Genomic DNA, 13,121 nt, shown 5'->3' with positions numbered 1-13,121 from the left:
ACAGGTGAGATACTGACACGGCATCATGACTCCATCTCTGCCCCTGGTTTTCGACGCTCCGCGACGCGCATTGCCGCCGCGGCATCTCGCCGACCTCGACGAGGACGGGCGTGCGGCGGCGGTCGCGGACCTGGGATTGCCCGCATTCCGCGGTAAGCAACTGGCCAATCAGTACTACGGGCGGTTGATCGCCGATCCGCGTCAGATGACCGACTTGCCCGCGGCCGTGCGTGACCAGGTCGCCGACGCGCTGTTCCCGCGCCTGCTCGATGCTGTGCGCGAGATCGAGTGCGACTCCGGTGAGACGCGAAAGATGCTGTGGCGGGCCGTCGACGGCACAACGTTCGAGTCGGTGTTGATGCGCTATCCGCAGCGGAACACCGTTTGCATTTCGTCGCAGGCGGGCTGCGGGATGGCGTGCCCATTCTGCGCGACGGGCCAGGGCGGGTTAAAACGCAACCTGTCGACGGCAGAGATCCTCGAGCAGGTGCGCGCCGCGGCGGTGGAGTTGCGCGACCGGGACGGGGATGGGATTGCGCGCCCCGCACGCGGGGCGCGCTTGTCCAACATCGTGTTCATGGGCATGGGGGAGCCGCTGGCCAACTACAACCGTGTACTGGACTCAGTGCGTCGCATCACCGCCGCGCCTCCGCACGGGTTCGGCATTTCCGCGCGTTCGGTCACGGTGTCGACGGTTGGGCTCGCCCCGGCGATCCGGAAGCTGGCCGACGAACGGCTCGGCGTCACGCTGGCTCTGTCGCTGCACGCGCCCGACGACGAGCTACGCGACACACTGGTGCCCGTGAACAACCGCTGGAATGTCGCCGAAGCCCTTGATGCCGCACGGTATTACGCGGACGTGACGGGGCGGCGGGTTTCGATCGAATATGCGCTGATCCGCGACATCAACGACCAGCCGTGGCGCGCAGACCTTTTGGGTAAGCGATTGCACGGTGCGCTGGGCCCGCTCGTGCACGTCAACGTCATTCCGTTGAACCCGACGCCGGGCAGTGAGTGGGATGCCAGCCCGAAGGCCGCCGAGCGTGAATTCGTCAAGCGGGTCCGCGAGCGTGGGGTGTCATGCACGGTGCGCGACACACGTGGCCGCGAAATCGCCGCCGCGTGTGGGCAATTGGCGGCCGAGGGCTGAGCGCGAAACCGCAGTTATCGTGCGCCTCTCTCGCGCAAACTCGCAATAAGTGCAGTCTCGGCAGCTTAGGCCGGTGCATTCACGAACCACACGTTTTCCTCGCGCAGATGCCGGCTGCGCCAACCGTCGGATGTGCGCACCAACTCGTGGTGGTAGTAGCCGCCGCAGGAGCTCATCTCCGACATCCCGGGCAGCTGCATCGGGTTGTAGAACATCGCCCTCACCAGCGCGGTATCGCCGGTGATATCGCTTTCGATGTTGGTGATGTAGTGCATCGTCCACGGAATGGCGCCGAATCCCTGGCTCAGCCAATCGGCAACCTCGTCGCGTGACCCGGCTGCAGCCCCCGCCGACGAGTAGTCGATGTAGGCGTCATCGGTGAAGACAGACCGATACAGCTCCCAATCCTTGGTGTCGACCGCCCTGGCGTATCTGTACAGCAGCGCAGCGATCTGGAGCTCGTCCGTCAATCCGGCATGCCGATCGTCTTGGCCTCCAAGTACTCCTTGTAGCCCTCTTCGCCGTTGCGGTAGCCCAGGCCACTCTGCTTGGTGCCGCCGAACGGACTGGTGATCCCGAAGTGGCTCTTGCCGTTGATCGTGACGTTGCCCGTGCGCATTCGCGTGGCCACCTCGAACGCCCGTTCCATGTCACCGCCGCTGACCTCACCGGACAGTCCATAGATGGTGTTGTTGGCGATCGCGACGGCTTCGACGTCGCTGTCATACGGCGTGACCGTCAGCACGGGGCCGAAGATCTCCTCTTGGGCTACTTGCGAGTCGGGATCCACATCGGCCAGCAGCGTCGGCTGGACGTAGTAACCGACCGGCAGGTTCTCGGGAATACCGCCACCGGTGACCAGTCGCGCGCCAGAGTCGATGCCGCTCTTGATCAGGCCCAGTACCTTTTGCCGTTGGGTCTCGCTGATCTGCGGGCCCTGCATATTGCCGGGCGTCCAAGGGTCGCCGACCGGGAACGCTTCCATTGCGCCCTTGAGCATGGCCAGGCCTTCGTCATATCGGCTGCGGGGCAACAGGATCCGGCTCGGCAAGATGCAGCTCTGTCCTGACATCACGCACGCCATCATCGCCGCCATCGGCAGTGCCGAGTTGAAGTCGGCGTCGTCGAGCACGATGTGCGCCGACTTGCCGCCCAACTCCAGCAGCGTCTTCTTCACCGTCGGTGCCCCGGCGGCAAGGATCGCCCGGCCGGTCGCGGTCGAGCCGGTGAACGTGATCATGTCCACCCGCGGGTCGGCCGACAATGCCGCCCCCACCTCGTTGGCGTTGGACACCACCACGTTGAACACCCCGGCGGGGATGTCGGTTTCTTCCGCGACGATGCGCCCCAGCTCACTGCCCGACCACGGGGTCAGTTGCGCGGGCTTGAGCACCACGGTGTTGCCGGCCATCAGCGCAGGCACGGTTTCCGCGACGTTGAGGTAGAACGGCACATTCCACGGTGTGATCGCGCCGACCACACCGACCGGCTCGTAGTGGATCTTGCGTCGTGCCGGACCCAGTGGCGTCTCGTGCAGCCCCGTGTCGACCAGGTACTCGAACGCCCGGCCGTGGTCGGCCCAGTGCTTGACTTCGGCGATCGGGCTCTCGATCTGGCTACCGCTCACGCTGACCGGGCAGCCGACCTCGGTGATCAAGACGCGGCGCAACCGCTCCTTGTTGTCCTCCAGCGCCTGGTGCAGCTGGGTAAGGCAGTGGTAGCGGAACTCCAGATCGCGCGACCAGGCACCAATGTCGAACGCCCGCCGCGCGGCGCCCACCGCGCGCGACATGTCCTCGACCGTGCCGTCGGTGGCCTGCCCGGCGACCTGTTCGCTGGCCGGATGGACGACGTCGAATTTCGCACCGCTGCTGGTGAACTGCAATTCGCCGTCGATGAGCATCCGCTCGTCACCGGCGAGCACGCCGGTTTCAGTCGGCACTTCCGTCATGCCAGACAGCTTTACAAATTGCGGACGAAATGTCAGCCGTTCTGTTTGATCCCGGCCGCATGGCGAAGCTGCGCGAGGAACTGGTCGTCATCGTCGCTGCGCACGATGTAGTGCGACACCGCAACGCGAATCGCGGTCGCGGCCTTGACCGCTCCGTTCGGCCCGGGCATCAGCTTCTGCAGGCGTGTCCGCATGGTGGGAATGATCCTGCCCAGTTGGGCGATGACGACTTCGGGCTCGATGTCGACGAGTCGCACACCCGAATACGAGTGCTGGTAGGAGACGATGAACCGCAGCGCGGCGTCGAGCTTTTCCGTCCCGCGCAAGCCTGCCGTGGCCCGGCTGATACCGGTGTCGAACATCTCACGCTCGTAGACACCGAACGCGTCGAGCAGTTCACCTTTGGAGGCGAACCAGCGGTACAGCGTCGGACGGGAGACCCCCGCCTGCAGCGCCACTTCGGACAAACTCAGCTTCGTTTGGCCGCTGCGGCCAAGCACCTCCGCAGTGGCGGCCAGGATCCGGTGCCTCGTCGAGGTGTCTTCGACGAGCTCGGAATCGCGTAGTGCTTCGTTCACTTCGAGGCCTCAATCGCTGTCGTTGGTGATGATCGTAGAACGTCGGTCACAATGACTTCTCGAGAAGCGCGACCGTGTCGAGGTCATCGAGCGCCGCGACAGCCCGCCTGAGTCCTTCCAAAGCGATGCTCTCGTCCTGCATGCCGCCCAGCCCGGCGGTGATGAGCGCGGCGACGTAGGCGTACAGCGCACCCTGCCTGTAGCGGTCCCATAGGTCGCCACAATCCAGAACCGGACCGCCGGCCGCCGCCAGGTCCAGGCGGTAGTGGTCAAGCAGCTCACGTTCATTGGCCCGACGCTCGGCGGTGGTCATGCTGGTCACGAGCGTGTATGCCAGCTCCCGGCTGGGGTGGCCGCGGCGCACGGCCTGCCAGTCGAGCAGACCGGCCTCGCCGTTGCGGAAGTACAGGTTCCCGGGATGGGCGTCGCCGTGCATCACCGTGTGCGGAGGCTCGTCGATCAGGCGTGCAACCGCGCAGTAGTGCTCGTCGATGAAACGGCCCCTCTCGACGGGAATGTCAGTGCGCTCGGAGATTCGGCGTGCCGATGTCTTCAGCAGCGACCCGGTGAGCAGCGAAGTGCTGTCGGCTGATGCGGTGTACAGCCAGCGAGGGACGCGGTCCCAGAACGTTGCGTGCAGCCGAGCCAGAAGTGCGATGATCTGGCTCGCTTTATCGGCGTCGAGGGGATGCAGGGTGTCGGGAAACTCGCACGCGTCGACCGCGAGATCTTCCAGCACCAGCACGAAGCGGCCGGTCAACGGATCAAACGACGACCCGTACGACTTGGGCACGCCGGTCAATTCCGGTGCCAGCTGACGGTAAAACCGGGTTTCGGTTTCGGCCAGACGGCCCAATTCGCCGATCAGGCGGGTGGCGGCGGTTTGGGCCGGCATCTTGACGAAGACCGAATCCGGAACGCCGTCGCCCGTGAGCGCCAGCCGCGTTCGTGACGAGGTTCCCGCGTCGCCGCCGATGACAGTCACGGATGTGACGGTGCGTCCCATGATCTGCGAGAGCGCCCGTGCATCGAGGTCCTCGACCGTGCGGGGCAGCGATCGAAGACGACCGACGGACGTATCGGTCGCGATACGTTGTACACCGCGACCAAGATGCAATGCCAGACCGGCGATCGGCGCAACGCGATTCATCACGCCATGTTTACAAGATCGCGGCGAATTGTAAAAGCGGCCGGAAGGGGTGGACATGGCGGGACCGTTGGAAGGCGTCAAGGTCGTCGAACTCGGGGTATGGGTCGCCGGCCCCGCCGCGGGCGGGATCCTCGCCGACTGGGGCGCCGATGTCATCAAGATCGAGCCACCGACGGGTGATCCGGCGCGCATGTTCGGCCGGATGCTCGGAATTGATGACGTCAGCCCGCCTTTCGAAATGGACAACCGTGGCAAGCGCAGCATCGTTCTCGACGTGACGACCGACGTCGGACGTACGAATGCGCTCGAATTGCTCAGCGGCGCAGATGTTTTCCTCACGAACGTCCGGCCCGGCGCGTTGCGCCGTATCGGGCTGGATTTCGAGACGGTGGCTGCCGGCAATCCTCGTCTGGTGTACGGATTGATCACCGGGTACGGCGAAGACGGACCTGATTCCGACCGCGCGGCCTACGACGTCGCCGCATTCTGGGCGCGAGCCGGACTGGCGCACTTGCTGACTCGTCCGGGCGACCCACCCCCATTTCAGCGCGGCGGGATGGGTGACCACACGGCGGGTATGACGTTGGCGGCCGCGGTATGCGCCGCGTTGGTCGCGCGTGCACAGACCGGCGAAGGCCAGTTGGTGACGACATCGCTCTATCGCCAGGGCGCCTACACAATCAGTTTCGACCTCAACACGTTCTTGATGACCGGCCACGAGATCGCGATCGGGCAGCGCGAGACGATGGGCAACCCGTGCATGAACAACTACGTGGCGGGCGACGGGCGCCGGTTCTGGGTCGTCGGCCTGCAGGGTGATCGGCACTGGCCGGCGTTGTGCCGTGCAGTCGGGCGGCCCGAGTGGCTCGCTGATCCCCGGTTCGCTAACGGGCGGTCCCGTGCAGCCAACGCCGCAGAACTGATTGCCGAGCTCGACGAGATCTTCGCGACCAAGCCGCTCGACGACTGGGCGAAATCCTTTGCGGCAGAACCGGATTTCTTCTGGTCGCCGATCAACTCGATAGAGGACGTCATGGCCGACGAACAATTTCACGCCGCAGGCGGAGTCGTGTACGTGCCCGACGGGGATGGCGGTGTGCCGATGGTATCGACCCCCGCAGACTTTCACGGCACGCCGTGGGAACCGCGTTCGGCCGCGCCGCGACTCGGCGAGCACACCGACGAAATCCTTGCCGAGCTCAAGGTGCATAGTGCTTGACGCGCGCGGCGTGCCGAAGCTGGGCCAGGAAGTCGTCGTCATCGTCGCTGCGCACCAGGTAGTGCGAGACCGCCACCCGGACGGCTGTCGCCACCGCCAGCGCGGGATCGGGCCCTGGGGCGAGTCGCTCGAGACGATCCCGCATGAGCGGAATGACCCGCGACAACCGCTTGATGACCTGCGCCGGCTCGATGTCGATCATGCGCAACCCCGGATAGGAATGCTGGTATTCGACGATCACTCGCAGTGCAGCGTCTAGCCTCTCGCACGCTGGCAGGCCGGCGGTCGCCTCGGCCACCGCGCGCTCGTAGAACTGCCGCTCCCACACCACGAAGCCGTCGAGAAGCTCCTTCTTGTCACCGAAGTAGCGGTATAGCGTGGGCCGCGATACCCCTGCCTGCGTCGCCACCTCAGACAGGCTGAGCTTCGTCATGCCGTTGCGACCCAGTACCTCCGCGGTCGCGGCAAGAATCCGCTGACGGGACGAGTTGTCGTCCGTCTCCTCGGGCAACGGTTCCTGCACGATGTCAAGCTTTACAAATTTTATTCCAACTGTCACGCTGATTCGGTGACTGTCGCCAGCCCGCAGGTCCGTGAGTACAGCCGTTACGACCTGTCGACACGCAAGTTCTGGAGCCAGCCCTTCGAGGTGCGCGACGAGACGTTCTCGCAGCTACGCGCCGGCGAGGGACTCAGCTGGCATCACCCATTGCCCTCGATGTTCGACCTCGTTGAGCCGGGCTTTTGGGCGGTGACACGGCGCGCCGATGTCGCCCACGTGAGCCAGCACCCCGAGCTGTTCACCTCGACGCAGGGTGTCGCGCTGGATCCCATGCCGGCCGAGGTTCAGAAGATTGCCACCTTCTTCCTGGCGATGGATCCGCCCGAGCACACCGTCTATCGCAGGCTGATCAGTTCGGCGTTCACCCCACGCAACGTCCGGCGCATCGAAGAGCAAATCCAGAAGAACGCCGTCGCGGTCGTCGACGACCTCGTCGGTGTCGGTGACATCGACTTCGTGACAGCGTGCTCGGGCCGGCTGCCGATGATGACGATCTCCGAAATGCTCGGTGTGGCACCGTCGGAACGCGAAGCGGTTGCGAAGGCCGCCGAGAAGCTGTTCTCGATGAGCGATGACGAGTACAGCTCGCTGGAGGAACGGGCGCAGAACACCATCAACGAGATGATGTTGTTGGTCAACACCGGCATCGAGCTCGCGAAGCACCGGCGCAGCCACCCCGGTGACGACCTGATGACCAGCATCGTCGAAGCGGACGTCGACGGACACCGGCTGACCGACGAGGAAATCGGCGCATTCTTGATCCTGCTCGCGTCCGCCGGAAACGACACCACGAAACAGACGACGTCGCATGCGATGTTGGCGCTCGTGAACAATCCGGCACAGCGGGACTGGCTGATGGAGGACTTCGAGACCCGGATCGGCCTTGCGATCGAGGAGTTCATCCGGTGGTCGACGCCGGTGCTGCAGTTCGCACGCTTTGCCACCGAGGACACCGAGATCGCCGGCCAGCAGATCAAGGCTGGAGACAAGCTCGGGCTGTTCTACTGCTCCGCGAACCGAGACGAAACCGTGTTCGACGAACCTCATACTTTCAACTTGCAACGCTCGCCGAACCCACACATGGGCTTCGGCGGCGGCGGTCCACATTTCTGCCTCGGAAATCAGCTCGCGAAGGCCGAGCTGCGAAACCTGTTCCGGGAATTGCTGACTCGGCTGCAGCGCGTCGAATTCGGTGAGCCGGACTTACTGCTGAGCAACTTCGTCCACGGAATCAAACACCTTCCGGCCTTCGTTCAATAGGAGTGACCATGCGGGTCGAAGTCGACCTCGACAAGTGCACAGGGCATGGAATCTGCGAGTCGATCGCCGAAGACGTGTTCGAGGTGCAGGACGACGGCACCGTGCTGATCCATGACAACGAACGTCCTGAGTCCGACCGTGATCGGATGAAGCAAGCCGTGACGCAGTGTCCCGCAGCGGCTTTGCGCCTAGTCGACTGACATCAGCACACGGCTCGGTCCGCGCACGGTGAAGTTGGTCCCGTAGTCCAAGGGTTGCTCGACGTCCCAGTCGGGCAGCGCCTCGATCAGCTCCTCGAGGAAGATTTGCGCCTCCAGTCGGGCCAGGTTCATGCCGAGGCAGCTGTGCAGGCCGAAAGCAAACCCCAAGTGCGGCAGCTTCTTCCGAGAGACGTCGAACTGATCCGGATGCTCCCAGCGGGCAGGGTCACGGTTGGCCGCCCCGAGCAGCAGCGTGATCCGCTCGCCGCCATACATGACCGTCTCGCCGACCGACGCGCTGTCGTCGATGACGTCGCGGAAGATCGAGTGGGAAACGGTCTCGTAGCGGTGCACTTCCTCGACTGCCGCTGGGATCACGCTTCGGTCGTCGCGAATTGCGCATCGCTGATCGGCGTGTTGGGCCAGCGTGGACACGATCTGGGCCAGAAGCTTGGCGGTCGTCTCGTTTCCGGCGAACACCAGCTGGGTGTTGCTCGCGACGATCTCCTGCTCGGTCATGTGCGTGCACGCGTAATCGGCGCGGACCATCTCCGCGATCAGATCCCACCCGTCGCCGGGCGGGCATTGGCGGCGGGGGAGTTCGGAACGGATGTACTCGTTGAGTTCGGCGGTGGCGCGCTTACCGGCGGCGATCAGTTCGGCGCCGCGTCCGCCAGGGCTGCTGTACCCCTCGGCCGACGCGCCCATCGCGTCGCTCCATGCAGAGAACTGGCCGACCATGTCCCTGTCGACGGCCAGCATGTACGCGATCACCTCGGTGGGAATACCGCGGGTCAACTCGGACATGATCTCCACGGTTTCTCCGCCGCGCAGCCGGTCGACCACCGGGGCCAACCGCGCGCGGATGACGTCGGTGATGACCGGGCGCAACTGGGCCAGCGTTCGGGGACGAAAATCGTCGGACCAGATCGCCCGGATCTTGTCGTGGTGAGGGCCGTCGTAGAACTCCATCGTCGGACCGCCGAACACCGCGGCGTGCTCGACCTGGCCGCGCTCTGACCCAAATTGAGTTGGTGCGCTGAGGATCTGCTTCACGAGGTCGAAGTCGCCGACCATCCAGCGGTTGATCCGCTCGTTGTAGATCACTCCTCCTGCGCGGCGGATTTCGGCGTACCGCGGCCACGGATCACGAACGAAATCCGGATCGGTGGTGTCGAAGCTCAGCAGGGGAGAGCGGGCCACCGTCATGCTGTCCATGTTGACAATGTTGTGCAATTCTGTAAAGCGTGACGGTGAACTTCAAGGACCTCGGCCGCGAGTTGTCCAATTGGGGCCGGTGGGGTCCGCAGGACCAGATCGGGACGTTGAACCTGGTCACGCCGCGCCACATCCGGGCCGCGGCGGCCGAGGTGCGATCCGGCAAGGTGTTCCAGCTGAGCATCCCCGTCGGCAAGGACGGCCCCCAAAGTGGCGTCGGCGGCCGGCTCAACCCCGTTCACCTGATGTCGATGCAGCCCGGCGACTGGGATCCGCATGGTCTGCAGGTGGCCGACGACTGGATCGTGATGCCGTTGCAGTCCGGCACGCAGTGGGACGCGCTTTCCCATGTCGCCTACGACGGGAAGCTGTACAACGGCTACTCGACCGACGAAGTCGGCACCCGTTTCGGCGCACGGCAATTAGCGGTCGATGCGCTGACCGATCGGATCGCGGGCCGCGGTGTGCTCCTCGACATCGCCCGGCTGCTTGGAGTCGAATGGCTCGACGGCGGCGCGGTGATCAACCCCGAGCATCTCGAGGCCGCCGAGCAGGCACAAGGTGTGGTGGTCGGCGAGGGCGACTTCCTGCTCGTGCGCACCGGCTGGCGGACGCGGCTGCTGGCCGAGGGTCGCGATGGATGGATGTCGACCGAGCCCGGGCTGGGCATCGACTGTGCACGCTGGCTGTATGACCGGGCCGTCGCCGCCGTCGGCTCGGACAACTGGGCCATCGAGGTCATGCCCGGTGAAACCGAGGCGATGCTTGCGCTGCACTGCATTCTGATTCGCGATATGGGAATGCCGCTCGCCGAGATTCTCGATCTCGAGGCATTGGCGAACGACTGCGCCGCCGACGGGCGGTGGAGCTTCCTGTTCGTCGCCCCGCCATTGCACATCTCCAACGCGGTGGGCTCACCGACGACGCCGATCGCGATCAAATGAGTCCCGCGTTCCAATACCGACTGCGGACCACCACGCCGCAGGTGAGTGTGGACGACTATGCGCATGCCGCGCGCCGCGCGCTGCCGCGGATGGTGTGGGCGTATCTGGACGGCGGCGCCGAAGACGAACGCACGATGCGATCCAACCGCGACGCATTCACGAAATGGCATCTACGGCAACGAGTCCTGGCCGGCCATAAGGACGCAGACCTGTCGGTGTCGATCGACGGCCAACCGCTGTCCATCCCGGTGATCCTGTCACCAACGGGCCTGACGGGTCTCGCGCACTGGTCGGGTGAACTGGCCGCCGCGCGCGCTGCCGAACGCGCGGGAACGCGGCTGACACTGTCCACCGCGTCGTCGTATTCGATCGAGGAAGTGGCCGCCGGAACCGGGCAGGATCACTGGTTTCAGCTGTACCCATGGGGAGACCGCAGCATCCCTGGATCGTCGTTCATGGACTCGATGCTGGATCGCGCCCGTGACGCCGGCTACCGCACTCTCGTTGTCACCGTCGATGTTCCGGTCCAGGGCAACCGAACGGGTGAGCGCCGCACAGGGATGGGACATCCGCCGATCCTCACGCCCGGCCGCATCCTCGACGCTGCGATCCGCCCTGCGTGGTGGTACGGCCTGCTGCGGCACAGGCGAATGACGATGCGCAACATCACCCATGCCCCTGGCGCCAGGGGGGCGGTGCAGTCCGTCGCGATCCAGAGCCGTCAGATCCGGCCGGACCTGATGTGGCGCGATGTGGCGGCCTTGCGCGAGCGATGGGATGGGCCGTTCGTCGTCAAGGGAATACTGGAGCCCGATGATGCCGTGCGGGCCGTCGACGAGGTCGGTGCCACGGGTGTCGTCGTGTCGAATCACGGTGGCCGCCAACTGAATGGAGCGGTTGCTTCGCTGGACGCGCTGCCTGACGTCGCCGAGGCGGTAGGTGATCGCGCGACGGTGCTCATCGACGGGGGAGTGCGGAGCGGCAGCGACGTGGTGACCGCCATGGCCCTCGGAGCCGACGCGGTGATGATCGGCAGGCCTTATATCTATGGGCTCGCGGTGGCCGGCGGCGACGGTGTCACAGCCGTACTCGACATCCTCGCCAACGAGATCCGCCAGACGCTGACGCTCATGGGCGTCGCGAGCGTGGCTGATCTCGACCGCGAACACGTGAGTTGTGGAGCGTAACCCGCGCTGACCGCGGTGCGTTGACCGCGGCTGCGGCTCCACAAATCGCTCAGCGAGGCCGCGGGCGGACCAGTACTGACTGCTGGATGCCGCCGACTGCGCCGTTCTCGTCGAACAGCGTCCCGATTGTCGTACCGATACCGTCTGGGCCGTAATTGGTTTCCGCGCGGATGCCGATCCACTCACCGTCGGGGACACGATGCACGTGGACCACAAGGTCGGTGTTGAGGAACGTCCACTTGCGGATGTCCAACTTCGTGCCGATGCCGTTGGCGTCGTCGGCGACCGCGAACAGCCGCTCCAGCGGCGTCATCATCTCGCCGTTGACGAGATCGACCTCCGGCCTGATCCACGATTCGCCAGGGCCCTCGCTCAACGGCTTGGTCAGCCATCGCCAATCCAGGCTGTGCACGTAGTTGCGGTCCCAATCCTTTTTCATGTCACGGCTTTTGGCCTCTGCAAGCGGACGCAGCGGTGTCGCCGGCGCGTGGACAACTTCGGCGGTATCCAGCGTCTGCAACCGCCATCCGCTCGCGCGGGCCACCGGTCGTGGATGGCCGTCCGGACCTGGAGCCAGCATCTCGGCGCTCAGCAACTCGATCTGCTTGCCGGATCGTTCGCGTTTCGTTCGCACCCATAGATCTCCCTCGGCGGGCACGGGGCCCAGCAGGTCGACCATCACGCGGCTCAGACGAGTGTCGTCGCGCTGTTCGCAACGCTGCAATCCGCGGACCAGCAAGGCGGATACCGGTGCGGCGTGCTGAATCGCCGCGGACCACGTGCTGCGCACCAAGTCGGTGGCTCTGAACATTTCGCCCGATGTGTCGGCGGCGTCGACGAGTTCGTAGTAGCTATCGCTCATGGGAGCCCGGCCCCGGGTACGTCGACGGTCACTGCATCGAGGCGGGACAGCTTTGTGCCGACGAGCCGTTGGGGATCGGCGTCAGTGCTCGAGAGCAGGAAGAGCGTGCGACGCTCCGGCCCCCCGAGCGTGCAGGCGATCGCGGTCCTGTCGCCCATGTCGATGCGTTCGGTGACCGCGCCGCCCTCGACGATGCGCTCGAACTGATTCGCCAGCGTCATCGATGCCCACACTCCACCTTCGGCGTCGAGTGTGATCCCGTCCGGCGGGCCGTCGAGACCGTCGGCGAATATCCGCCGATCCGACAACGACCCATCCGGACCGATGCTGTATGCCGTCAGCCGCCGGCCGATGGACTCGGCCACGATCAACGTGGTGCTGTCGGGCGTGATGACCATGCCGTTGGGAAAATCGAGGTCCCGTGCCACGACGGTAGCCGAGTCGTCGGGGTCGACCCGCACGATCACGCCTCCCTCAAACGCTTGGGATCCAACGTAGGCACGGCCGACGTCATCGATCACCATGTCGCCGAGGTTCGCCGGCGCGATATCAGAGAGATCCGCGACGGTCGTGACGACTTCGCCGTCGTAGCGCAGCACCTTCCGATCCTCGGTCGAGGCGATCAGCAGTGAACCGTCGGGGCGAAAGCCCAGACCGGACGGAGCATGGCCAGCCAGAGGAAGCGTGGTCATGTCGCCCCGCAGGTTAACGGTGTGCACCGCCTCGCCCAGCATGTCGGAAAACCAGAGCAGCCCCTCGAACCAGCGGGGCCCTTCCCCGAAGCAGAAACCCTTCGCCAATGGCGTCAGCATCGTACCTTTACAAAACACGCCGTAAGTG

At 65.1% G+C, this 13,121-nt stretch carries 14 protein-coding genes; 6 read left to right on the top strand and 8 right to left on the bottom strand.

Annotated features, from left to right (window positions below):
- The first annotated feature begins 25 nt into the window (after window positions 1-25).
- Entirely contained in the window at window positions 26-1,150 is a 1,125-nt protein-coding gene (gene rlmN / locus VJV41_RS04910; protein ID WP_325331671.1) for a 23S rRNA (adenine(2503)-C(2))-methyltransferase RlmN, read from the top strand.
- 65 nt (window positions 1,151-1,215) lie between these two features.
- Here rlmN and VJV41_RS04905 read toward each other — a convergent pair whose 3' ends face one another.
- Genes VJV41_RS04905 through VJV41_RS04890 form a run of 4 tightly spaced genes read right to left on the bottom strand, consistent with a single transcriptional unit; the run spans window position 1,216 to window position 4,829 of the window.
- Window positions 1,216-1,620 carry a nuclear transport factor 2 family protein gene (locus VJV41_RS04905; protein WP_325331669.1) on the bottom strand — a complete coding sequence of 135 codons (405 nt, stop codon included), beginning with the start codon at window positions 1,618-1,620 and terminating at the stop codon, window positions 1,216-1,218.
- A complete protein-coding gene (locus VJV41_RS04900) occupies window positions 1,617-3,101 on the bottom strand; it encodes an aldehyde dehydrogenase family protein (RefSeq protein WP_325331667.1) in 1,485 nt (494 codons plus the stop codon). Before VJV41_RS04900 ends, VJV41_RS04905 begins: the two co-directional genes overlap by 4 nt.
- A 32-nt stretch (window positions 3,102-3,133) precedes the next feature.
- Window positions 3,134-3,679 carry a helix-turn-helix domain-containing protein gene (locus tag VJV41_RS04895; RefSeq protein ID WP_325331665.1) on the bottom strand — a complete coding sequence of 182 codons (546 nt, stop codon included), beginning with the start codon at window positions 3,677-3,679 and terminating at the stop codon, window positions 3,134-3,136.
- 46 nt (window positions 3,680-3,725) lie between these two features.
- Complete coding sequence (locus VJV41_RS04890) at window positions 3,726-4,829, bottom strand: phosphotransferase (RefSeq protein ID WP_325331663.1); 1,104 nt, start codon at window positions 4,827-4,829, stop codon at window positions 3,726-3,728.
- Window positions 4,830-4,884: 55 nt separating this feature from the next.
- On the opposite strand from VJV41_RS04890, the gene VJV41_RS04885 reads away from it, so the two are divergent.
- Window positions 4,885-6,048 carry a CoA transferase gene (locus VJV41_RS04885; RefSeq protein WP_325331661.1) on the top strand — a complete coding sequence of 388 codons (1,164 nt, stop codon included), beginning with the start codon at window positions 4,885-4,887 and terminating at the stop codon, window positions 6,046-6,048.
- On the opposite strand, the gene VJV41_RS04880 is transcribed toward VJV41_RS04885, so the two are convergent.
- Window positions 6,029-6,571, bottom strand: a complete 543-nt coding sequence (locus VJV41_RS04880) for a helix-turn-helix domain-containing protein (protein ID WP_325331659.1) — start codon at window positions 6,569-6,571, stop codon at window positions 6,029-6,031. The two genes, VJV41_RS04885 and VJV41_RS04880, sit on opposite strands and share 20 nt — an antisense overlap.
- Window positions 6,572-6,616: 45 nt before the next feature.
- Between VJV41_RS04880 and VJV41_RS04875 the strand changes: the two genes are divergently transcribed.
- Both VJV41_RS04875 and VJV41_RS04870 read left to right on the top strand, forming a co-directional pair.
- On the top strand, window positions 6,617-7,870 hold the full coding sequence (locus tag VJV41_RS04875) for a cytochrome P450 (RefSeq protein WP_325331657.1): 1,254 nt from the start codon (window positions 6,617-6,619) through the stop codon (window positions 7,868-7,870).
- Between the two features lie 8 nt (window positions 7,871-7,878).
- Window positions 7,879-8,070: a ferredoxin gene (locus VJV41_RS04870; RefSeq protein WP_325331655.1), complete on the top strand. Its 192-nt coding sequence runs from the start codon at window positions 7,879-7,881 to the stop codon at window positions 8,068-8,070.
- Here VJV41_RS04870 and VJV41_RS04865 read toward each other — a convergent pair.
- A complete protein-coding gene (locus VJV41_RS04865; RefSeq protein ID WP_325331653.1) occupies window positions 8,059-9,288 on the bottom strand; it encodes a cytochrome P450 in 1,230 nt (409 codons plus the stop codon). The two genes, VJV41_RS04870 and VJV41_RS04865, sit on opposite strands and share 12 nt — an antisense overlap.
- 29 nt (window positions 9,289-9,317) lie before the next feature.
- On the opposite strand from VJV41_RS04865, the gene VJV41_RS04860 reads away from it, so the two are divergent.
- Complete coding sequence (locus VJV41_RS04860; protein ID WP_325331651.1) at window positions 9,318-10,232, top strand: cyclase family protein; 915 nt, start codon at window positions 9,318-9,320, stop codon at window positions 10,230-10,232.
- Window positions 10,229-11,419 (top strand): alpha-hydroxy acid oxidase, encoded by a 1,191-nt coding sequence (locus VJV41_RS04855; RefSeq protein WP_325331649.1) that lies wholly within the window; start codon window positions 10,229-10,231, stop codon window positions 11,417-11,419. The genes VJV41_RS04860 and VJV41_RS04855 overlap by 4 nt, the downstream gene beginning before the upstream one ends.
- 49 nt (window positions 11,420-11,468) lie before the next feature.
- Here the strand turns inward: VJV41_RS04855 and VJV41_RS04850 are convergent, their stop codons facing one another.
- Together VJV41_RS04850 and VJV41_RS04845 are read right to left on the bottom strand one after the other, a co-directional pair.
- Window positions 11,469-12,281 carry a thioesterase family protein gene (locus VJV41_RS04850; RefSeq protein WP_325331648.1) on the bottom strand — a complete coding sequence of 271 codons (813 nt, stop codon included), beginning with the start codon at window positions 12,279-12,281 and terminating at the stop codon, window positions 11,469-11,471.
- A complete protein-coding gene (locus tag VJV41_RS04845) occupies window positions 12,278-13,093 on the bottom strand; it encodes an SMP-30/gluconolactonase/LRE family protein (protein ID WP_325331646.1) in 816 nt (271 codons plus the stop codon). The genes VJV41_RS04850 and VJV41_RS04845 overlap by 4 nt, the downstream gene beginning before the upstream one ends.
- Window positions 13,094-13,121: the final 28 nt, after the last annotated feature.

The organism is Mycobacterium sp. (genome assembly GCF_035274705.1).
Taxonomy (GTDB): domain Bacteria; phylum Actinomycetota; class Actinomycetes; order Mycobacteriales; family Mycobacteriaceae; genus Mycobacterium.
This window is presented reverse-complemented; position numbering and strand designations above follow the sequence as displayed.